Below are 20750 nucleotides of genomic sequence, written 5' to 3' on the forward strand. Positions count from 1 at the left end.
GGAGGCGGTCCCGGCGGAGGCGGTCCCGGCGGAGACGGTCCTGGCGGAGACGGTCCTGGCCGGAGGGCGGTCGGCTCACCGCCCGTCGCGGACCGCCTCGACCTCCAGGAACCGCCGTTTGCGCGGCCCCCGGTAGAGCAGCGCCTCCCATCCCAGCCGCTCCAGCGCCCGGGCGCACGCGCCGAGCTCGCTCTCCTCGACCTGTGCGGCGCCGCTCCCCGCCGGGCCCAGCCACTCCACCCGCACCGTCCCCGGTCGTTCGCCGGCGATGACGCGGTACCCCGTCGCGACGCGCCGCCCCGCCGCGTCCACGGCCGACGCGGGGATCCCCGCGGCCTCCAGGGCCAGCGCGACCGCTCGGGCCGGACGGCCCAGCTCCCACACCGCGGGCACGGCGCACGGGTCCCCGCCCGCCGTGCCGGTCAGCCGCCGGATCTGCAGCAGCCCTTCGAACGCCACCCGCACCTCGGCCGCGCGCCGCTCGGTCTCGCCCGCCGGGACGGCGGGTCCGTCCCCGGTGGCGGCCTCGAACGCCTCGCCCGTCACTGCAGCCGCCTGATGTCACCGCGCACCCGGTAGAAGCCGCCCGACGCGGCGTGCAGCGCGTCCACGACGTACCGCGCGCCCGGCTGCCGTATCGCACGCGGGAACTGTACGTTCCACGACGGGTCGTAGCCGTCGGAGACCACATGGACCCGCATCCGGCCGCCCTCCTGGACGCACTCGACGATGACGCTTCCCGCGGGCGCCGCCGTCACGGTCGCCACCGAGGCCACCGCGGTCGCCGGGGCGTAGGTCGGCAGGGCGGCGGCGAGCTTCACGTCACGGGCGACCGGCACGGTGCCCTGCTGGGCCGCGGTCACGGCCGTCTCGCTCGCGTCGACACACACCAGAGAGCCGTCCGTGGTGACCAGGTACAGCCGCTCGTCGCGGTACTGCATCGAGAGCGCCGAGCCACCGCCCGTGCCGAGCTTCCACAGCCGCGTGCCGTCCCGGTCGAAGCAGTACACCGACGACGCCGAGTCGCCGGCGAAGACGAACCGGCCGCCGGGCGAGGTGGCGCACGAGTAGACCGGGCTGTCGCAGGCGTACGTCGCCTCGACGGCTCCGTCGTCCTTGGAGAGACGCTGGACGACATGGCGGGCGGTGCCCGCGTACACCGCGTCGTCCTCCTGCCAGCCGAAGAGCACCCCGCCCCGGGTGGCCGTGTGCCACAGTTCGCCGCCGCCGTCCGGTGCGTACGCCGTCACCCCCCGCTGGTGGCCGTGGTAGACCGCCCGGTCGTCGGCGCGCACCATCCAGGCGTGTTCGCCCCGGCTGCGGCGGGCCCACTGGTGCTCGTCCTCGTGGTCGATGACGGTGAGCCGGCCGGCGCGGTCCGCGACGTTGAGCACGCCCTCGTGGATGTCGAGCCAGAAGATGTCCACGTCGGCCGCGATGTCGTACGCCGCGAACGGCAGCTTCGACGACAGGTCGTACACCCGGCCGTCGTCACAGCCGGCGTAGATCCAGAAGTCGTCGGCGACCAGACACTTGACGCCGTCGGGGAGCTGGAAGCGGGCGAGCACCTCACCCGTGTGGCTGAGGGTGTAGACGTCGCCCGACTGGTTGCCCACCCAGCAGTGGTCGTCGTCGACGTGGATGCCGAAGGCGGAGGAGCCGGTGCGGAACCGCCACAGCACGGGGGCGACGGACCGCGCGGTGGACGGCGCGGAGGACACCTGACGGCGCGTGACGGCCCGGGCGGCACGCTGCCCCTGGACGGCGGGCGCGTACCCCTTGCGGACCTTCTCCCCGATCTTCTTGGCGGCGGCGGCCTGGGCCTTCTCGGCGGTGGGGAACGTCGACGTCTGGGTCTGGCCGGCCGCGCCGATCCGTCCGTAACGCACCGACACCACCTGTCCTTGGACGGTCACTTCGTAGAACTTGTGCGCACCGCCGCCGTCCTGCGACAGCTCCAGATACGTCTTGGACATGGCAGACCTCTCCCCAGGGCCAGACCCCGCGGCCTGTTCCGCGGGTCCCACTGCCTGAACCGTAGGCCGGGGCACTGACATTCACCGGACCGGAGCAGTCCGGCGGGCGCCGACCGGGCGAGGGGACGGACCATGGCGGTGGTGGCCACCGCGGCCGGGCCGCAGGGGCCGGCACGATCCGAAGGACACGCCCTGAGCATGCGTCTGGTGCAGCTGACCCGGTCGGGGGCCACCGTGACCGTGCTCGTGACCCTGGCCGTGGCGTCCCTGTGGCTCGTGCCCGGCGCGGCTCCGTCGGGCCCCTCGGCCTCGGCGCCGTCCGCCACTCCTCCGCACGGTGCCCGGCGGGCCGGACCGCGCCCGGTGATCGTGCCGCGGACGGCCTGGCACGCCGAGGCCGTGGGGACGGCGCCGGGGGCCCGCTACGCACCCGTGCTGAAGGCCGCCGTCATCCACCACACCAGCACGCCGAACGGCTACGACTGCGCGACCGTCCCGCGGACGCTCCGCGACCTGTACGCCGGGCACGCCTACGGCCGGCACTGGGACGACATCGGCTACAACTTCCTCGTCGACGCCTGCGGCACCATTTACGAGGGCCGCGCGGGCGGGGTCGACCGGCCCGTGATCGGGGCGCACACCAAGGGGTTCAACGAGGGCACGGTGGGGATCGCCGCGATCGGGACGTTCAACGACGGGGAGACGGTCCCCGGGCCGATGATCGACGCGATCGCCCGGCTGATCGCCTGGAAGCTCGACCCCGCCGGCCCCGATCCGCGCGGCAGGGTCGCCCTGGTGTCCAGCAACGACGAGGCCCGCTTCCCGAAGGGGACGACCGCGGTGCTGCCTGTGGTCGGCGGGCACACGGACGGCTACGCCACCCGGTGCCCGGGCGCCGCGCTGTACGCGCGGCTTCCGGACATCAGCGCCCGGGTGGCGCGCCTGCAGCAGCGCTGACCTCACGTGGCCGGCGTCACCGGGGCCCTCGGCACGGGTCCGGTGGCGGCCGGGCCGGCCGAGCTGATCAGGTGGTCGACGACGTCGGCGAGCCGGGAGCGGCGGCGGTGGGCGGCGCGCTGGCGCTCGGCGCCGTTGCCGTGGCGGCGCAGGTCGTCCCACGCGGCTCGCACCCGTTCCAGGTCGCCGTGGGCCCGCAGGGCGGGCTGTACGTGGCGCAGGAGCTGTTCCGCCTGGGTGGTGGCGGGGACGAGGGCTCCGGTGCGGACGTCGACACCGTCGCCGGCCAGGCCGTCGCGGGCCGCCCGCCAGCAGGCGGCCCGGAGGAGGGTCGATCGGGGTCTCGGGGCCGCCTCGCGGGCGTGGACGGCGTGCAGCGCTGTGGCGGTCAGGGCCCGGACGACCGCGCTGAGCAGCAGGGCGTCCTCGGCCGTGGTGGCGGCGTCGGCGACCCTGACCTCCAGGGTGGGCACGTGCGTGGACGGCCTGATGTCCCAGTAGAGGCCCGCGGGGTCCATCACCGCGCCGGTGTCGATGAGCCGGGCGACGAGTTCGTCGTAGTGGTCGGGTGACTCGAAGTGGGGTGGTGGTCCCGACACCGGCCAGCGCGCCCAGGTCATGGTGCGCCAGCCGGCGTAACCGGTGTCGCGGCCGGCCCAGTAGGGCGAGTTCGCCGAGAGGGCGATGAGGACCGGCAGCCAGGACCGCAGGTGGTTGCTCACCTGCAGGGCGAGCGCGCGGTCGGGCATGCCGATGTGGATGTGCAGGGCGCAGGCGGTCTGTTCGTCGTCGAGGGCGCGGAAGGTGGCGGCGCTGCGGGCGTAGCGGTGCCCCGGGCTGATGGGCGGCGGGGCGGCGGGGCCGAGTACGGGGGCACCGCTGGAGACGATGGACAGGCCGTGCCGTGCGGCGGCGCGGGCGACGCAGGCGCGCATCGTCCGGATCTGTTCGCCCAGCTCCGCCAGGCTCGTATGGGGGTCGGTCCGCGCCTCCACCTGGAAGCGGGTGAGTTCCGGTCCGATTCTGTCGCCGAGTTCGGCGGCGGCCCCGGCCACTACGGCCTCGGCTCCCGGGCTGACGAACCGTGAGTCCGGGTCCACCAGCAGATACTCCTCCTCCACTCCGACGGTCATCGGACCGGCCGGCTGCGCGGGGGCGCGGCGTACGGTGACGCCCTTGATGAGGTGCTCCTTCTGGGCTGATACCGCGTGCTCGTCACTGGGCATGCTGCCCATGGTGTCACCGGGCGGGGCGCCCGGGCCCGTCTGATTCGGGACGCTCGGGGCCCGGCACTTCCTCGCCCTCCGCGTTCACGTGGGGCAGGATCCGGTCCAGCCAGTGGGGCATCCACCAGGCGGACTTGCCGAGGAGCGTCATGGCCGCGGGCACCAGCAGCAGCCGGACGACGGTGGCGTCGATGAGTACGCTCGCGGCGAGGCCCAGACCGAGCATCTTGACCACGATGTTGTCGCTGATGATGAAGGCCGCGAAGACACTCACCATGATCAGCGCCGCGCAGGTGATGACCCGCGCGGTGATCTCCAGGGCGTGGGCGACGCTCGCCTTGGGGTGGCCGGTGCGCAGCCAGGCCTCGTGGACCCGGGAGAGCAGGAAGATCTCGTAGTCCATGCTGAGGCCGAAGACGATCGCGAACATCATCATCGGTACGTAGCTCTCGATCGGCACGTCGCCGGAGACGCCGAGGGCCGGGCCGCCCCAGCCCCATTGGAAGACGGCGACGATGACACCGTAGGAGGCGGCGATGGAGAGGAGGTTGAGGACGGCCGCCTTCAGCGCCACGAGCAGTCCTCGGAAGACGGTCAGGATGACGAGGAAGGCGAGACCCACGACGACAACGATGATCAGCGGCAGCCGGCTGGAGACGATGTCGAGGAAGTCGACCTGGGCGGCGGTCGTCCCCGTCACATAGGTGTCGGCGGCGGTGCCGGAGACAGCCTGGGGCAGCACGTCGTCGACGAGCCGGTTGACCAGGTCCGTGGTGTTCTCGTCCTGGGGAGCGGTGGTCGAGTAGGCGGTTGCGATGAGCACGTCGCCGTCGGACGTCGGCTTCAGCGGGGTGATGAGGGCGGTGCCGGGGACGTCGGTGAGGGCGGTCTGGGCCTTGGTGGCGAGTGCGGAGCGGTCCGCCTGCGGTACGTCGGTCTGGTCGACGACCAGGGTGAGGGGCCCGTTGGAGCCGGGCCCGAAGGCCGACGACATCAGGTCGAAGGCCCGCCGGTCGGTGAAGGACGTCGGGTCGGCACCGTCGCCGATGTGCCCGAGCTGGATCGAGAACAGCGGGACGGCCAGGACGGCCAGGACGACCACGCCGGAGCCGAGGAACCACCAGGGGCGGCGTTCGACGCGCTGGGCGTAGCGGTGCCAGGTGCCGTGTACCTCACCGGCCCCGGCCTCACCGCCCGGCGGGGTGCCCGGCCCGGCCGCCCGGGAGCCGCCGGTCGTGTCCTCGACCTCGGCGATCGGCCTGCGCACATGCAGCTTGTCGATCCGGCGGCCGACGAGGCCCAGCATCGCGGGGACGAGGGTGAGCGCGCCGAGGACCGCCGTGACGACGGTGACCGCGGCGGCGAGGCCGAGTTTTCCGATGAAGCTGAGGCCGGACACCCAGAGACCGGAGAGGGCGATGATGACGGTGCAGCCGGAGACGAGCACGGCGTGGCCGCTGGTGGCCGCGGCCCTCCCGGCGGCGGCCACCGGGTCCTGTCCGTTCATCAGGTTCTGGCGGTGACGAGTGATCAGGAAGAGGGCGTAGTCGATGCCGACGCCGAGGCCGATCATCGTGGCGAGGGTCGGTGAGACGGTGGCGAACGTGAAGGCCGCGGCGAGCAGGGCGAGCAGGCCGATGCCGCAGATCACGGCGATCAGGGCGGTGACGAGTGGCAGCACGGCGGCGACGACGCTCCCGAAGCCCAGCAGCAGCACCAGGATGGCCACGCAGAAGCCGACGGCCTCGCTGGACCGGTCGTCGGCCTTGGGCCGGTCCAGTTCGCCGAGCGGTCCGCCGTACTCGACGTCCACGCCGGCCGAACGCAGGGGCTGGACGGCCTGGTCGACTCCGTCGAGGTAGGACGATCCGAGGGTGGACGGCTGGACGTCGAACCGGACGGTGATGTAGGCGGTCTTGCCGTCGGTGGAGAGCGGCCCGACGTTCGGGGTGCCGGCCGGGGGCGGGGTCGGCGGCGTGCCGGGGGGTGGCAGCGGGTTCTGCGCGCTCAGCACGTGCGGGAGTTTCTCGATGGCGCTGACCGCCGACGACATCTGGCTGCTGACGTCGGTGAGCGGCTTGGCCTCGTCGTTCAGGACGACCTGCGCGCTGTAGCCGCCGGCGGACGGCTCGTGGGCCTCCAGGACGTCAAGGCCGTCCTGCGCCTGGGAGCCGGGCACGGCGAAGTTGTCGGAGTACTCACCTCCGAACGACCGGTCCAGGATCTGGATTCCGGCGAGGGCGGCGAGCCAGAGCACGATGACGATCACGAAGTGCCGGGAGCACCACTCCCCGACCCGTCGCAGCACGCTCTTCTTGCGTTTCCGGGGGCGTTTCCCCGGCCTTGCGGACTGCGGCGGCAACGACATGCGTACTCCCGACGGGGGACGGCACTCCTGCGGCCGCTGGAGGGACGGCTTCCAGCATTGAACGCCGGGTGGCGGCCCGGGGCACGCCGGCGCCGGGAAACGGGTGAGCCGGGGCCGCTCCCGGCCGGCCCCCGGCCGGCCGGGTCGTGCGTCGTGCGGGGGCAGTCGCCGCGCGGGGTCCGTCGCCGGGGGCGGTCCGCGCGGGGGGTCGTGCGTCGTGCGGGGGCAGTCGCCGTGTGTGGTCCGTGCGGGCGGGGCGTCAGTCGTCCACGCGCTCCATGACCTCCCCGAGGTCGACGAACTTGAAGCCGGTGCCTTCGCGGTCGCCGTCGGCCGGGGTCTCGTGCCCGTCCTGGACGACGAGCAGGCCGTTCGGGTACTTCGGGCCGAGGGGGGCGTTGAGGGCGGCGGCGCCGTCGCACTCCTCGGAACCGTCGAGGGCGGGCGAGGCGGCCGTGACGCGGAAGCCGCCCTCGTACTCGTTGTCTTCGCCCGTCTCGCGGTCGTACAGGGCGAAGGTGCTGTCGCCCTGGCTCGAGGCCAGCAGGTGGCCGTCGCCGTCGGCCTCCGTGAGCAGGGTCAGCCCTTCGACGTCGGCCGAGAGGCGGGAGCCGCCGTGACCGGGGTCGGCGCCGGCGGCGCACTCCCCGGTCTCCTCGTCGTAGACACCGGGAACGCCGTACTCCCGAACCTTGTCGACGAGGACGGGTGTACCGGTGAGGTCGGCGCGCAGGCGCCAGATGCCCACGTCCTCCTGGCCGGCGTAGAGCATGCCGTTGCGGGGGTCGACGACCATGCCTTCCACCTGGGGCAGTTCGCCGGGCTCGGCGCACGGGGTCCAGGAGGTGTGGTCGGGCAGCCGGAAGGAGGAGGGCAGGTCCAGTGTGCGGATCCTGCGGTAGGTGACGGTGCCGCGGGCGGTCGGGAGGAGTTCGAGGAGGGCGACGGTGGTGCGGTTGCGGCGGCTGGCCAGGGCGTAGGAGCGGCCGGTGGCGGCGTCGGTCCAGGTGGCCAGTCCGTACGCGGTGTTCTGGTCGTTGATCTCGTCCTGGCCGGCCGAGAACACCGGCGGGGCCGCCGGGTCGGTGATGTCCACCAGTGGGGCGCCGGGGCGGCCCGGGTCGATGCGGTAGGTACGGAGCCGGTCGTGGCCCCGGTCGGTGGTCACGGCCACATCGGCCCGCCCGGACGGAAGCCGGATCCCCCGGACGAGGTCGACGTTGTTGAAGCGGCCGGGCGCGTCGTCCGGCGCGGCCGGCGGCGGGGCCGGCACGGACTGCACCTGACGGGCATCCAGGTCGTACACGCGCAGGCCACCCTCCTTGGCCGTGGCGATGACGAGGCTGCGCTCGGGGCGGGCGTGGTCGCGCCAGATGGCGGGGTCGTCCGCGTCGGCGTTGCCCCCGGCGGCGTCGTCGTACAGCGGGGCGGTCTCGGCCTTGGGGGTGACGGCGGGCAGGTCCTCCGGGGCCTTCGGGCGCGCCTCGGCGGGCACGACGACGGCGAGTGCCGCGAGGGCGGTACCGAGGGCGAGGGCGGCCGGCCGGACGGGGTGGCGTCGGGGCACGGGGGCACTCCTTCATGTCGGGAACATGACGACATACGTGTACGGGCGCGAGCCTGGGAGTGCGCGGTGACGCCCCGGCGTCCGGGGCATGTGGTGCGGGTGTGCCTCTCGTGAACTCACCTGCCAGAGCCCCTGCGCCCCGGAGGCGCCCCGGCCCGGCGCCGCCGGGCACCGGAAGCCCCCGCGGCCCGGGCCCACCCCGCCGGGCGGCGCCGTCAGCCCCCGACGCCGAAGTTCTGCACCCACCAGGGGCCGTTGCCACTGAGGTTCACACCCACACCGATGTCCTTGAAGGAGCAGTTCAGGATGTTGCCGCGGTGCCCCGGGCTGGACATCCAGTCACGCACCGCGGTGGCGGGGTCCTTGGGGCCGCGGTGGATGTTTTCGGCCCAGGTGCGCCATGCGTAGCCGGCTGCCTCCATGCGGTCCCCGGCGTCGCGGCCTTCCGGACTGGTGTGCTGGTAGTAGTCGCGGGCGGCCATGTCGTCGGCGTGGCCCTGGGCGGCGTCCCCCAGCCTGCTGTTGACCCGCAGTGGTGCGCAACCGGCCTTTCCCCGGTGGGCGTTGGCGAGGGTGACGACCCTACGGGCGTACTCGGCGGCGGCTCCGTCCGCTCCCCCGGCCCGGGGGGTGCGCGCGGGCCGGGCAGGCTCGGGTGCGGCGGCGCGTGGCGCGGTGCCGGGGCGGTCGGTGGGGGTCGCCGTGGCCCGGCCGGGTGAGGCGGGACCGCCCGTGCGCTCGGTCGTGGCCCTGGTCGGGGACGCGGAGGGGGCCTCGGAGGCCGGAGGGGAGACGGACGGGGACGGGGAAGAGGCCGCTGACGTGGCGGGAGTGGCCGAAGGACTCCTGGTGGCGGGCGCGCCGGCGACGGTGTCGGGCGCCCCGTGCCTCGTGGGTGTGGCCCGCGGGCCGCCTGCGGCGCCTTCGGTGTCACCGCCCGTGCCGCCGAGTACGAGGGTGCCGGCGACCACGGCGGCGGCCGCGACGGTTCCGGCGATCACGATGCCGACGCCCTGCTGGGTGGTCCGGACCCGCCGCGCGTGCCGCCGTCCCGCGGCGATACGCGTCGCGGGCCGGCTCCGCCGCTGCTCGTGGTGGTCGTCGTGAGGATGCTGCACGGGGACTCCGCTCTCTTCCAGGGGTCTGCCGGTGGCGTCCGGCATGTGGGAGAACAGGCGAAGCGAACGCCGACAACTCTTATTCGCGAGGAGATGACTTCCGTACGGTCGCGGCGCGGAAACCGTCCGCATCCGGAAACGCCCCCGTTGCGCCCCCCATGGCGCATCAGTGCGGCAGATCACTGAACCGGGACCGGGCGAGGCACGTCTTCAGTGACGCAACTCTCGCGGTTGCGCCGGAGGAGAACCGGTGCGCGAGGGCACTTACTCATGTGGTGCTCTCGTTCGCACTGTGACGACCTTCACCCCCCACCGGGCCCGATGTGGCGGAAAGTAATGAGCTCCCTACATGTCCGGAACGTACTGTCACACGTGCACCGCTGGTTGACAAAGCAACGAAGGAGACCCATGCGACCGTTCGTGTTCAACTACGTCCAGCCGAACCAAGATTCGGACGTCTCGCTTCCGTACGCATACGATTCCGCGCTCCAGCTGAACGTACTGCCGGACGGACGGCCCGCCATCAGCGACCGCGCGGTGCTCCTGGCCACTGGCACCACGACGTCCAAGGCCGGCTCCCAGACCCATTTCGACGACTGACCAGCCCGGCAGCACCGATGACTGTGCTGATCCTGACGTGCGAGGAGGACGTCACGACCGACTTGGTCGTGGCCCGGCTGCACGAACAGGGCGTTCCGCTCGTACGCCTGGACCCCGCCGACCTCCCCGGTGAGGCGGCCCTGTCGGCCGAGTACGTCCGCGGCGACTTCCACTGCTACCTGTCGGCCGAGGGACGTATGGTCAGCTCACGGGCCCTGCGCTCCATTTGGGTGCGCAGGCCCGGCGAACCGGCCGCGCACGCGTCCGAGCCCTCGGAGTGGCTCACCGCGGAAACCCGGCAGGCACTGTACGGAATGCTTTATTCCACGACGGCGCGGTGGATGAACCATCCCCGCGAGGCCGCACAGGCGCGCTACAAGCCGTGGCAGTTGCGGTGCGCGCACCACTGCGGCTTCGCCGTGCCCCCCACCGTCATCACGACCTTTCCCCGCGTGGCCGAACAGTTCGCACGGCAGTACCACAGGGTGGTGGTGAAAACGCTTTCGGGGCCGCCGCGTTGCGACCCGCCGATCGCACTGCCCACCGCGCTCGTCGACCCCGGCACGGACTTCACCGGCGTCGCGGCGGGCCCCACCCTGCTGCAGCAGTACATCCCCAAACGGGCCGACATCCGGCTGACGTACGTCGGTGGCCGGATGTTCGCGGCCCGCAAGCTCTCCGCGTCCGGACAGGTCGACGGCCGCTACGGCGAAACCGGCCACGCCTGGGAGCCGGTCGCGGTGCCGGAACGCATCGCCCGGGCCGTGCGCGACTACACGGACACGGCCGGCCTCGCCTACGCGGCCTTCGACTTCGCCGAGGACGCCGAGGAGGACCTCTGGTGGTTCCTCGAGTGCAACCAGGGCGGCCAGTTCGGCTTCGTGGAACTGGAGACGGGCCAGCCCATCGCGGACGCGGTCGCGTCCTGGCTGGGCGCGCCCGCGCGCGAGCCGGTCTGAGGGCTCCCCGGCCTCCGGGGCGCACCGCCCCGTGAACGGGCGGGCGCCCCGCCCCGTAGGAGAGGGGGCACCAGGGTTCACCGCCGATAAGGGGGCCATCATCCGTGATACGCCGTCGCAGGCGACTCGCCACGTTGATGCCGAGTCGTCCCACCGCCAGCACCCGTCGATTCCGCATCGATTACCCGCGCAGCGGCCGGCGCGGACTGCGCCGGCTGATCCCGTCCTGGCGTCAGGTGTGCGGCACCTTCCTCCTCGGCCTGGCCGGGATCGCCGCGCTGTTCGGCTACGTCTACTCCACGGTGGAGATCTCGGACGTGAACGCCACCGCGCGGGCCGAGGCCAATGTCTACTACTGGGCCGACGGCACGCAGATGGTCAGTGTCGGGCCGGTCAACCGGCAGAACGTCCCGTTGTCCGACATCCCGGTCTCCCTGCAGAACGCCGTGATCGCGGCGGAGAACGCCACCTTCTACAGTGACCCGGGCTTCTCCGTGCGCGGCCTGGGCCGGGCCGTGGTCAACATGGCGCGCGGCGGGGAGGTCCAGGGCGGTTCGACGATCACCCAGCAGTATGTGAAGAACACCTACCTGACCCAGGACCAGACCCTCGGCCGCAAGCTGCGCGAGCTGTGCCTGTCGGTCAAGCTGTCCCGGTCCCTGTCCAAGCCGGAGATCCTCCAGGGCTATCTGAACACCAGCTGGTTCGGCCGCAACGCCTACGGTGTGCAGGCGGCGTCCGTGGCCTATTACGGCATGGACGCCAAGGAGCTCGACCCGCCCCGCAGCGCCCTGCTGGCCACGCTGCTCAAGAACGGAGAACAGTTCGACCCTTCCCTGAGCGAGGCGCACCACCGGCGCGCCGAGGCCCGCTGGCGCTACGTCCTGGACCGGCAGGTGGAGCTGGGCTACATGTCGAAGGAGGAGCGGGCGAAGTACACGGTCTTCCCCGAGCCGCGTCCCCAGTCGGTTTCGACCAGCCTCGCCGGACAGACCGGATACCTGGTGGACGTGGCCAACAAGTACATCCAGAAGCGGACCGGGCTGACGGCCGAGGACCTGGGGCGCGGCGGGTACCGCATCCGCACGACCTTCGAGAAGAACGAGGTGGAGCGGCTGCGGGCGACGGTGGAGCAGGTCACGCAGAAGTCGCTCGACCCGGCGCGCCGGATCGCCGACCGGGACGTCCAGATCGGCGCCGCGTCCGTCCGTCCCGGCGACGGGGCGGTGCTCGCCCTGTACGGGGGCAGCGACGCGAGCAAGCACTTCTCCAACAACGCGGACACCCTGGGGGTACCGGTCGGGTCGGCGTTCAAGCCGTTCGTCCTGGCCGCGGCCCTCCAGCACGGGGTCCGCTCCGACGACGCCTCCCCGTTCGTCCTGCGGCAGGCACTCGTCAGAGGGGAACACGACGCCTTCAGCCGGCTGGGCGAGGACGTCGGCCTGGACAAGGTGCGCGATCTCGCGGTCGGCAGCGGGCTGCTGCCGCTGAGCATGGGGCCTCTGGAGCGCTCGTTCTCCATCGGCACCTCCACCCCCAGCGCCATCCGGATGGCCGACGCCTACGCCACGTTCGCCAGCGACGGCCGGCAGGCCGACCCGTACTCCGTCACGGCGGCCACCTACATGGGGACGCCGCTGGAGAACCTGGAGCGGCCGGAGACCCGGCAGGCCCTGGACGAGGACGTGGCACGCGAGGTCTCCGACGCCCTGCGGGCCGTGGCCGAGGACTCCATGGACCCGAGCGCGATCGGCGCGCTGGGTCCGGTCGCCGCGGGCCGCACCGGCGGCGACGACGAACAGCCCGCTTCCTGGTTCGTCGGCTACACCGAGGACCTGTCGACGGCGGTGACCGTCTTCCGCAACCAGCCCGGCAAGGAGGCCCTGCTTCCCCTCACCGGCCTGGGCGGCACGGGAACGGAGCGGAGCGACTTCCTGCCGGAGCGGGTGTGGACGTCGTACATGGTCAGGACCGACCAGGGCACGGAGGACGCCGAGTAGCCCGAGCGGTACGGCGAAGAGGCCGGCGTCCGGGAGGGACGCCGGCCTCGGCCGTTCGGGGCACGGGTTCAGGTACCGGTCATTCCACCGCGGGGCGCCCCCGCGGTACCGGCTTCGGGCTCCTCCACGGTTGCGGCTCCGCGCGCGGCGCCCATGCCGTCACCGGTGTCCGTCCCGGTCCCGGTCTCCGTCTCCGTCACGGCATCGGTCCCGGTCTCCGTCTCGGTCCCGGTGGTCCTTTTCCGGCCCAGGGCGAGCGCTCCGGCCACGACCACGAAGGCGACCCCGCCGGCGCCGACCAGCACCCGGGGCACGTCCCCGCCCTGGGCGCTCCGGCGGCCGTCGACGGCCGGGGAGGCGGCCACGAGCGTGAACGCGGCGGGCAGGGCGAGGAGTGCGACGAGGACACGCCTGGCGCGCTGGGCTTTCACGGTCGTTGGTTCCTTTTCCTGGGGCCGCCCCGGAGGAAGGACGGCACGCCCTAACGGGCCTGGGCCTGCTGCTGGGCGGGGTGCGGGGTGATGGAGGCGACGGGAGAGGTGTCACTCAGGTGGCCGACGTGGGCACGGCTCCGGTCCACGGGCGCGGCGCCCGTGATGGCGGCCGGGGCGGGGCCCGCCTGCGAGCCCTTGGCGCGCTCCTCCGGCCCGTTCGCCACGGACGACCACGTACGGAGCCGGTGGCTGGCGGCCTCGTCGAGCGTCACGGGCGCGCCGCGCTGCTCGGCCAGCCGGCTCGCCTCCCGGCCGAGCGCGGCCACGTCGTCCCAGCGCAGGCTCAGCACGACGGACAGCTCTGCGCCGCCCCCCGGAATCCCGCGCATCGTGGGTTCACTGCGTTCGGTCATGTCCGCTCCTGTCGTTGAGGCAGAGAGGTGTCACCGCACCTGGCCGGGCGCGGGCAGCCGGTAGTACGCAGCGTGCGGGCGTCCTGTTCAGCGGTCCCGCACAGACGAGCGAACCGGTGAACGGTCCGCGTGCGGTCCGCGGACCGGACGCCGGCCCGGGCGGGTGAGTGGCGGGCGTCATACTGACCCCCGCAGTGATCACATTTCGCCACGTGAGGAGCCGCCCATGGCCGAACAGACCACTACGGAGAAGACCACGTTCAAGCCGGTGTTCGAGGTGCGTCCGGAGCATCTGGACCGGGCCCGGGCCATCGAGGGGAAGTTCCAGCACGCGATCGCCCCGGCGACCGTGAACTTCGACTTCGGGGAGATCAGCCGGGCCGCGGGCAGCATCCCGGACAGCTCGACCGTGAAGATCATCCGCGGATTCGGCCTCCAGGAGACCGCTCCGGTCAGCGTCATGGTCTTCTCGCTGAAGGAGACCGTGCGCCAGGCCCTCGGCCGCCCGTTCGAGGTTCCGGGGTTCTGGCAGAAGGCCGAACAGGCCCTGGCCGCCGCCTTCGTCGGACTCGGCCGGCAGGAGGGCACCCACCTCTCGTTCTACGAGGAGACGCCGGACAGCACGAGTTACTACTACAACGTGCTGTTCGCGCTGCAGGACGAGGAGAGCGGCGACGCCGTGTACGCGGTCGCCGTGTGCATCGACGTGACGGTCGCGCTGGGCCGGACCGAGGTCCGGGCCCTGAATCTCGACGACACCGCGCGGTTCACGATCCGCCTCAACGCGATCACCGTACGGCAGGAGCAGCCGCCGGCCGCGGCCGCCTGACCGACGGCGCGCGATCCGCCCGGCCTCTACCCGGAGCCGGTGCGGAGGGTCCGGGCGATCCTCGGGCCCAGCCAGCGCTTGAGCCTGCGCAGCGCTTCGAGCCGGTCCGCCGCCCGGTCGAGCCGGTAGTACAGCTGGGGCGGGACATAGGGCAGCAGGGGCGAGTGGCGCTGGCCGAGCAGGGCGAACATGTGCTCCGGCGGGAGGCCGGTGTAGCGCGGGAGGTTCTCGTACCACCGGGCGCTGTAGCGGGCCGCGCTCTGCAGCGGGAGGAGAGCGGACTTGCGCACCCGCTCGTAGTGGGCGAGGGCCGGACTGATTCCGGCGTGGGCGTGCAGGGCGTCGGTGAGCGCGATGGCGTCCTCCAGGGCCAGGGTGGTGCCGGCGCCGATGGAGTAGTGCGTGGTGTGCGCGGCGTCGCCGAGCAGGACGAGGTTGTCGCGGTGCCACGTACGGTTGGTGAGGGTGTGGAAGGTCCGCCACTGCGGGCCGCCTCCGCCGTGGGCCCCGCCGATGAGTGGGTGGCCGTCCAGTGGCTTCGCGAAGAGTTCCTCCAGGAGGGCGAGGCTCGCGGCTCCGTCCGCCCCGTCGAGCCCGAGGCCGGCCCGGGTCTCCGGCGAGCACTCGACGATGAAGGTGCTGTGGTCCTCGCTGTAGCGGTAGGCGTAGCACCAGATCCAGCCGTGCGCCGTCTCCTCGAAGGCGAAGGTGAAGGAGTCGAAGACCTTGGTGGTGCCGAGCCAGGCGTAGGTGTTGCGGCCGGGCACGGCGCGGGTGCCGAAGTGGTCGGCGTGGCGGTCGCGCAGTGCGCTGTGGACGCCGTCGCCGGCGACGACCAGGTCGGCGTCGGCGAGCGACGCGGCATCGGCGATCTCGTGGTCGAACCGCAGCCGCACGCCCAGGGATTCCGCCCGTCCGGCGAGGATCTCCAGCATCCTGCGCCGGCCGATGCCGAAGCCCTCGTCGCCGTGGTGGGTGGTCGTGCGGCCGTGGATGTGGGCGATCCCGTCGCTCCAGCGGACCGAGCCGGCACGGATGGCACGGGCGGACTCGGGATCGCCTTCTCTGAGCCGGTCGAGCAGACCGCCCCAATAGGTCACTCCCCAGCCGTAGGTCGACCCGGCGGGGAACCGCTCATGGACCGTGATCTCGTGGGACGGGTCCCGGAGCTTCATCAGGATGGAAAAGTACAGCCCGGCGGGTCCGCCGCCGACACAGGCGACCTTCACACGACACTCCATGGTGACACAGGGCAACCGAACGAGAGTGCAGGGTAGCAGTCCGTGACGATCGAGCGGTTCAACGCCGCCGTGTCCCGCGCGGCGGCTGGTCGCTCCTCCGAGGCGTCCGATGCTAGAAATGGGACATGAGCGGACGTCGCCGACGAACCGGGCAGAAGGCGGGCCGCCCGTTCGCCGGCCTGTCGCGGCCGCGCGGCCGGGACGGCCACCCGGGGTCGAAGCAGCCGCCCAAGGGAGCGCACGGCCTGTTCGGCGAACGCAGCGCCGCCGGGCAGGTGCTCTTCCTCCAGATCGTGGTCGCGGTGCTGCTGATCACGGCCGCGGTGGTCGCCCTCGCCTTCCAGGCGCGCCACGACAGCGAGCGGGACGCCCAGGACCGCTCGCTCACCGCCGCCGAGGCGTTCGCCGACGCTCCCGGCACCGTCGACGCACTGCGCTCCTCCGATCCGACGGCCGTACTGCAGCCCCATGTCGAAAAGGCCTGGCAAGGGTCGGGGGTGGACTTCATCACCGTCATGGCCAGGGACGGCACCCGGTACGCCGACACCGACCCCGCGCTGATCGGTGTCCGCGCCGAGGGCGTCGAGCGGGCGGCTTCCGGAACGGCGTTCACGGAGATCTTCGAAGGCGCGCCGAACGACGCGGCCCGCGCCGTCGTCCCGGTCACCGACCCGGGCGGGGCGATCGTCGGCCTGGTCGGCGCCGGTGTCGGCATCCAGAACGTCGGGGACGCGGTCGACCGGCAACTGCCGGTGCTCCTCGGCGCCGCCGCGGCCGCACTCGTCCTGGCCGCGGGCAGCTCCGCACTCGTCAGCCGGCGGCTGCGCCGGCAGACCCACGGACTCGGGCCCACCGAGATGACCCGGATGTACGAGCACCACGCCGCGGTGCTGCACGCCGCCCGTGAAGGCGTCCTCATCGTGGGCGGCGACGGGCGGCTGACCCTCGCCAACGACGAGGCGCGTCGGCTCCTGGAGCTGCCCGTCGACGCGGAGGGGCGCCGGGTCACGGAGCTGGGGCTCGACGCGGACACGGCCCGACTGCTCGCCTCGGGCCGGACCGTCACCGACGAGGTGGTCCTGGCGAACGACCGGCTGCTGGCCGTGAACACCCGGCCGACGGCCCCGTACGGCGGCCAGTCCAGCATGGTCGCGACGTTCCGTGACACCACCGAACTGAGGGCACTGTCCGGTGCGGCCGAAGTGGCCCGGCAGCGGCTGCAGCTGCTGTACGAGGCGGGCGTGCGGATCGGCACGACACTGGACGTGGCGAAGACGGCGGAGGAGCTGTCGGAGGTGGCGGTCCCCCGGTTCGCCGACTTCGTGACCGTGGAGCTGCTGGACCCCGTCCTCCGTGGCGAGGAGCCCACCGGCGAGCACACGGAGATGCGCCGCACCGCCCTCACCGGCATCAACGCGGAGCCGCCCCTCCAGCCGGTCGGCGACCTCATCCTGTTCGACGAGCCCACCACTCCGATGGCGGCGGCGCTGGCCGGCGGTCACGCGGTCCTGGAGGCCGATCTCGCCGAGGCACACGGCTGGCGCGCCCCCGATCCCGAGGGCGCCGAGCGAGCCCTCGCGTACGGCATCCACTCACTGGTCTCGGTGCCGCTGAAGGCCCGGGGCGTCGTGCTCGGCATGGCCAACTTCTGGCGGTCCGCGCGGGACGAGCGGTTCGAGGAGGAGGACCTGGCGTTCGCCGAGGAGCTGGCCGCGCGCGCCGCCGTCGCCATCGACAACGCCCGCCGTTTCACCCGTGAGCACGCCATGGCCGTCACGCTGCAGCGCAGCCTGCTGCCCCGGGTGCTGCCCGAGCACGAGGCCCTGGAGGCCGCCCACCGCTACCTCCCGGCGCAGGCCGGGGTGGGCGGCGACTGGTTCGACGTCATCCCGCTGCCCGGCTCGCGGGTCGCCCTGGTGGTGGGCGACGTGGTCGGCCACGGACTGCACGCGGCGGCCACCATGGGCCGGCTCCGCACCGCGGTCCACAACTTCTCCGCGCTCGACCTGCCGCCGGACGAACTCCTCGGCCACCTCGACGAACTGGTGTCCCGCATCGACGAGGAGGAGAGCGGCGACCCGGCCGGTGCCGGCATCAGCGGAGCGACCTGCCTCTACGCCATCTACGACCCCGCGTCGGGGCACTGCTGCATGGCCACGGCAGGGCACTACGCCCCTGCGGTGGTCCTGCCCGACGGCAGCGTGGAGTTTCCCGACCTGCCCGTCCTGCCCCCACTGGGCCTCGGCGGCGGGCCGTTCGAGACCGCGGAGGTCAGCCTGCCGGAGGGCAGCCGGATCGTCCTGTACACCGACGGGCTGGTCGAACAGCGCGACCGGGACGTCGACACGGGTCTCCGCCTGTTGCGCACCGCCCTGTCGAATCCGGCGAACCACACCCCGGAAGAGACCTGCCAGGCCGTGTTCAGCGCCATGCTGCCGGCGCACCGCCGCGACGACATCGCCCTGCTGGTGGCCCGGACCCGCCTCCTGGAACCCGACCGGATCGCCGACTGGGACGTACCGTCCGACCCCGCCGCCGTGGCACCCGTCCGCGCCGCCTGCGGCCGCCGGCTGGAGAGCTGGGGCCTGGAAAGGCTCGGCTTCACCACGGAACTGATGCTCAGTGAGCTGATCACCAACGCGATCCGCTACGGCTCCGAACCGATCCATGTACGCCTGATGTACACCAGCAGCCTCATCTGCGAGGTCTCCGACGGCAGCAGCACCTCCCCGCATCTGCGCAGGGCGGCCACCACGGACGAGGGCGGACGCGGCTTGTACCTGGTCTCCCAGATGGCCGGCCGCTGGGGCACCCGGTACACCCCCACGGGCAAGGTGATGTGGACCGAACAGTCCCTGCACAACGGCCGCCAGCCGACACCGGAGTTGCTGCTGGACGATCTCGCCTGGTGACCGGGGCGCCTGACGTCCAGCATGGCCGAGATGCTCAGTCGAAGGGTGCAGCGTAGAGATCGGCGTGGTGAGAGCCGCCGTCGAGGAGGAGACGGCCGCAGCACATCACCGCACTCGTCGGTCCGGCAGGCGAAAGCCGTTGAACAGGTCGTCCATGCCTTTCAGCGCCAGCCGGGTGGGGACGGCACGGACCGCGAGGTCGCGGGCCGCCACGGCGAGCGGATGGCGGACGGTGCCCAGGCGGCCGACCCGGCGGGCGCGGACGCGTACGGCGTCGGTGCGGTCGCGGCGGGCGGTGGTGTACGCGGCGAGGGCCGCCGGGATGCCGTCCGAGCCGTCACCGCCGTCCCCGGCGGGCAGCAGGTGGGCGAGGACCACCGCGTCCTCGATGGCCTGGCAGCCGCCCTGGCCGAGATTCGGGGCCATGGCGTGGGCGGCGTCTCCCAGCCAGGCGATCCGGCCGTGGTGCAGGCGCGGGAGCGGGGCGGCCAGCTCGTAGAGGTCGTGTCGGAGAACATGGGCGTGGGTGAGGCGATCGACGCGGTCCAGCAGGGCCGGAATCGGGTCGTGCCACGAGCCGAAGCGGCGGCGGAGTTCGGCACGGGAGTCGGCCGACCGTATGCCGGCCGGAACGACCGCGGTGGCGTAGAGGTAGTACCGGCCGTCGGAGAGCGGGGTCACGCCGAACCGCTCGCCCCGCCCCCAGGTCTCGCTCATGGCCGGTATCCGCAGGTCCGGAGCTTCCACGAGGGCCCGCCAGGCCGTCTCGCCGATGTAGCGCAGGCCGGGATGGGTGGGGAAGTGCGCGCGGCGGAGCGGGCTGTGGATCCCGTCGGCGGCGACCACCAGATCAGCGGGAAGGTCCGGTCCGGCTTCCGTACGCGGGACCGGGCGGCCCGCGGCGTCGTCGACGGCGGTCACGGCAGTGCCGTAGCGCAGGGCGTCCACCGGCAGGGCGCCGGCCAGCGCGGCCGTGAGGGCCGGGCGCGGGACGGCGATCGGTGGCATCCCGTAGCGCGCCGCCAGCGCGGAGGTTTCGGTCCGGGTGAGCCACTGGCCGTCGGGGCGACGCACACCCATGGTGGCGGGCACGGCGCTTCCGGTGGCCCGGGTGATGTCCACGCCGATGGCGCGGAGCGCGCGCAGTGCGTTGGGAGCAAGGCCGATACCGGCGCCGGTGGCGGGTTGTTCAAGGGCGCATTCGCAGACGGTGACCTGCCAACCACGGCGGTGCAGTGCCACCGCGGCCGTGAGGCCACCGATTCCGGCTCCGACCACGACGGCGCGAAGTCTCGGCATGGTGCCTCTCTTCCTTCGGTTCGGGCACTCACCGCACGCGCAGGGCGGCTGCTGCCGTGTGGTGCGCGTGTGTGGTGAGGCTGCTTTGCGAAGTCGAATTGTCGCAGCCGGCCCCGGGGGAAGGAGCCCGTCCCATGAAGTGGGAGTCGGGAACCACGGACGGTCGCCGCCCCACCAGGGATGTCCGGGGGACGGTGGGCACGCCGCCGGTCGCGGGGAGGCGGGCGGGCCGGCTTGAGAACCCGGCGACCGGGGGCGGCGCCGGCGGTTCAGTGCTCGCAGAGGGAGAATTCCCGCTCGTAGAGCTGATCGTTGTGTTCGTCGACGAAGAACTTGCGTTCCCGCATGAGTTGTTCGCGGTAGTTCTTGGCCTGTTCAAGCGTCATGGTGGAGGTGTCGGACCACGGTTGCTGCGGTGGCACATCGGATGTCGACATGATCTTCTGCGACGGGTCCACCAGGAAGAACGCGAGAATTTCGCGGTGTCCCGGGCGGGTGGGGTCCATGAGACGGAATGGGCCGACCCGGTGTTGCAGGAAGCCCAGCGGACTGACACCGCAGCCGTGGTCCCTGTCCACTGCCACGGCGCTGCGGAGGCTCAGCGGGTGGAAGCACCTGTGGATGAGCACGACCCCGGCACCCCACACGGCTCGGCCAGAACCCCTGCGGGAATCCACGGCCGGAGCGGACGCACGAAAGGCCGCCCTCCCATGGATGAGAGAACGGCCTCCGACCTGCGTTTACGCATGGTCGGGACGACAGGATTTGAACCTGCGACCCCTTGACCCCCAGTCAAGTGCGCTACCAAGCTGCGCCACGTCCCGGTGCGCGTCGCCGTGGCGTACCGCCGG

16 protein-coding genes, 1 tRNA gene and 1 pseudogene are annotated in these 20750 nt (G+C 72.7%); 6 read left to right on the top strand and 12 right to left on the bottom strand.

What is annotated here, in order from left to right:
* Window positions 1–75: 75 nt before the first annotated feature.
* Window positions 76–546, bottom strand: a complete 471-nt coding sequence (locus ACY34K_RS12330) for a hypothetical protein (protein WP_462746248.1) — start codon at window positions 544–546, stop codon at window positions 76–78.
* Entirely contained in the window at window positions 543–1976 is a 1434-nt protein-coding gene (locus tag ACY34K_RS12335) for a WGR domain-containing protein (protein ID WP_462746249.1), read from the bottom strand. Before ACY34K_RS12335 ends, ACY34K_RS12330 begins: the two co-directional genes overlap by 4 nt.
* A 198-nt stretch (window positions 1977–2174) precedes the next feature.
* Between ACY34K_RS12335 and ACY34K_RS12340 the strand changes: the two genes are divergently transcribed.
* Window positions 2175–2933, top strand: a complete 759-nt coding sequence (locus ACY34K_RS12340) for a peptidoglycan recognition protein family protein (protein WP_462746250.1) — start codon at window positions 2175–2177, stop codon at window positions 2931–2933.
* Between the two features lie 2 nt (window positions 2934–2935).
* Here the strand turns inward: ACY34K_RS12340 and ACY34K_RS12345 are convergent, their stop codons facing one another.
* The 4 genes from ACY34K_RS12345 to ACY34K_RS12360 all read right to left on the bottom strand — a co-directional run bounded on the left by ACY34K_RS12345 (window position 2936) and on the right by ACY34K_RS12360 (window position 9212).
* A complete protein-coding gene (locus ACY34K_RS12345; RefSeq protein ID WP_462746251.1) occupies window positions 2936–4159 on the bottom strand; it encodes a carboxylate-amine ligase in 1224 nt (407 codons plus the stop codon).
* Window positions 4160–4172: 13 nt separating this feature from the next.
* Window positions 4173–6527, bottom strand: a complete 2355-nt coding sequence (locus tag ACY34K_RS12350; protein ID WP_462746252.1) for an MMPL family transporter — start codon at window positions 6525–6527, stop codon at window positions 4173–4175.
* Between the two features lie 259 nt (window positions 6528–6786).
* Window positions 6787–8094 (bottom strand): phytase, encoded by a 1308-nt coding sequence (locus ACY34K_RS12355; RefSeq protein WP_462746253.1) that lies wholly within the window; start codon window positions 8092–8094, stop codon window positions 6787–6789.
* 215 nt (window positions 8095–8309) lie between these two features.
* A complete protein-coding gene (locus ACY34K_RS12360) occupies window positions 8310–9212 on the bottom strand; it encodes a CAP domain-containing protein (protein ID WP_462746255.1) in 903 nt (300 codons plus the stop codon).
* 408 nt (window positions 9213–9620) lie between these two features.
* Here ACY34K_RS12360 and tgmA point away from each other — a divergent pair, with 408 nt between their 5' ends.
* The 3 genes from tgmA (at window position 9621) to ACY34K_RS12375 (ending at window position 12771) form a co-directional block, all read left to right on the top strand.
* A complete protein-coding gene (tgmA, locus tag ACY34K_RS12365; RefSeq protein ID WP_462746256.1) occupies window positions 9621–9812 on the top strand; it encodes a putative ATP-grasp-modified RiPP in 192 nt (63 codons plus the stop codon).
* A gap of 17 nt (window positions 9813–9829) precedes the next feature.
* Window positions 9830–10771, top strand: a complete 942-nt coding sequence (gene tgmB, locus ACY34K_RS12370) for an ATP-grasp ribosomal peptide maturase (protein ID WP_462746257.1) — start codon at window positions 9830–9832, stop codon at window positions 10769–10771.
* 137 nt (window positions 10772–10908) lie between these two features.
* A complete protein-coding gene (locus ACY34K_RS12375) occupies window positions 10909–12771 on the top strand; it encodes a transglycosylase domain-containing protein (protein WP_462746258.1) in 1863 nt (620 codons plus the stop codon).
* A gap of 68 nt (window positions 12772–12839) precedes the next feature.
* Here ACY34K_RS12375 and ACY34K_RS12380 read toward each other — a convergent pair whose 3' ends face one another.
* Window positions 12840–13202, bottom strand: a complete 363-nt coding sequence (locus ACY34K_RS12380) for a hypothetical protein (RefSeq protein WP_462746259.1) — start codon at window positions 13200–13202, stop codon at window positions 12840–12842.
* Window positions 13203–13252: 50 nt separating this feature from the next.
* Window positions 13253–13618 carry a hypothetical protein gene (locus tag ACY34K_RS12385; protein ID WP_462746260.1) on the bottom strand — a complete coding sequence of 122 codons (366 nt, stop codon included), beginning with the start codon at window positions 13616–13618 and terminating at the stop codon, window positions 13253–13255.
* 226 nt (window positions 13619–13844) lie between these two features.
* Between ACY34K_RS12385 and ACY34K_RS12390 the strand changes: the two genes are divergently transcribed.
* Window positions 13845–14447 (top strand): Type-2Aa cytolytic delta-endotoxin, encoded by a 603-nt coding sequence (locus ACY34K_RS12390; RefSeq protein WP_462746261.1) that lies wholly within the window; start codon window positions 13845–13847, stop codon window positions 14445–14447.
* A gap of 26 nt (window positions 14448–14473) precedes the next feature.
* On the opposite strand, the gene ACY34K_RS12395 is transcribed toward ACY34K_RS12390, so the two are convergent.
* On the bottom strand, window positions 14474–15676 hold the full coding sequence (locus ACY34K_RS12395; RefSeq protein WP_462746263.1) for an FAD-dependent monooxygenase: 1203 nt from the start codon (window positions 15674–15676) through the stop codon (window positions 14474–14476).
* A gap of 137 nt (window positions 15677–15813) precedes the next feature.
* Between ACY34K_RS12395 and ACY34K_RS12400 the strand changes: the two genes are divergently transcribed.
* Window positions 15814–18600: a SpoIIE family protein phosphatase gene (locus tag ACY34K_RS12400; protein ID WP_462746265.1), complete on the top strand. Its 2787-nt coding sequence runs from the start codon at window positions 15814–15816 to the stop codon at window positions 18598–18600.
* A gap of 105 nt (window positions 18601–18705) precedes the next feature.
* On the opposite strand, the gene ACY34K_RS12405 is transcribed toward ACY34K_RS12400, so the two are convergent.
* The 3 genes and pseudogenes from ACY34K_RS12405 to ACY34K_RS12415 all read right to left on the bottom strand — a co-directional run bounded on the left by ACY34K_RS12405 (window position 18706) and on the right by ACY34K_RS12415 (window position 20723).
* Window positions 18706–19899 (bottom strand): FAD-dependent monooxygenase, encoded by a 1194-nt coding sequence (locus tag ACY34K_RS12405; RefSeq protein ID WP_462746267.1) that lies wholly within the window; start codon window positions 19897–19899, stop codon window positions 18706–18708.
* A gap of 269 nt (window positions 19900–20168) precedes the next feature.
* Window positions 20169–20435 (bottom strand): annotated as a pseudogene (locus ACY34K_RS12410) (DUF4246 family protein); the annotation flags it as partial.
* A gap of 211 nt (window positions 20436–20646) precedes the next feature.
* Window positions 20647–20723 (bottom strand) — tRNA-Pro (locus tag ACY34K_RS12415).
* Between the last annotated feature and the right edge of the window lie 27 nt (window positions 20724–20750).

It is taken from the genome of Streptomyces sp. STAM6 (assembly GCF_054963715.1).

Bases quoted from the DNA above. Each gene is read 5' to 3' on its own strand.
- ACY34K_RS12335 (WP_462746249.1), bottom strand. From the start codon at position 1,976: ATGTCCAAGACGTATCTGGAGCTGTCGCAGGACGGCGGCGGTGCGCAC.
- ACY34K_RS12340 (WP_462746250.1), top strand. From the start codon at position 2,175: ATGCGTCTGGTGCAGCTGACCCGGTCGGGGGCCACCGTGACCGTGCTC.
- ACY34K_RS12345 (WP_462746251.1), bottom strand. From the start codon at position 4,159: ATGCCCAGTGACGAGCACGCGGTATCAGCCCAGAAGGAGCACCTCATC.
- ACY34K_RS12350 (WP_462746252.1), bottom strand. From the start codon at position 6,527: ATGTCGTTGCCGCCGCAGTCCGCAAGGCCGGGGAAACGCCCCCGGAAA.
- tgmA (WP_462746256.1), top strand. From the start codon at position 9,621: ATGCGACCGTTCGTGTTCAACTACGTCCAGCCGAACCAAGATTCGGAC.
- tgmB (WP_462746257.1), top strand. From the start codon at position 9,830: ATGACTGTGCTGATCCTGACGTGCGAGGAGGACGTCACGACCGACTTG.
- ACY34K_RS12375 (WP_462746258.1), top strand. From the start codon at position 10,909: ATGCCGAGTCGTCCCACCGCCAGCACCCGTCGATTCCGCATCGATTAC.
- ACY34K_RS12385 (WP_462746260.1), bottom strand. From the start codon at position 13,618: ATGACCGAACGCAGTGAACCCACGATGCGCGGGATTCCGGGGGGCGGC.
- ACY34K_RS12390 (WP_462746261.1), top strand. From the start codon at position 13,845: ATGGCCGAACAGACCACTACGGAGAAGACCACGTTCAAGCCGGTGTTC.
- ACY34K_RS12400 (WP_462746265.1), top strand. From the start codon at position 15,814: ATGAGCGGACGTCGCCGACGAACCGGGCAGAAGGCGGGCCGCCCGTTC.
- ACY34K_RS12405 (WP_462746267.1), bottom strand. From the start codon at position 19,899: ATGCCGAGACTTCGCGCCGTCGTGGTCGGAGCCGGAATCGGTGGCCTC.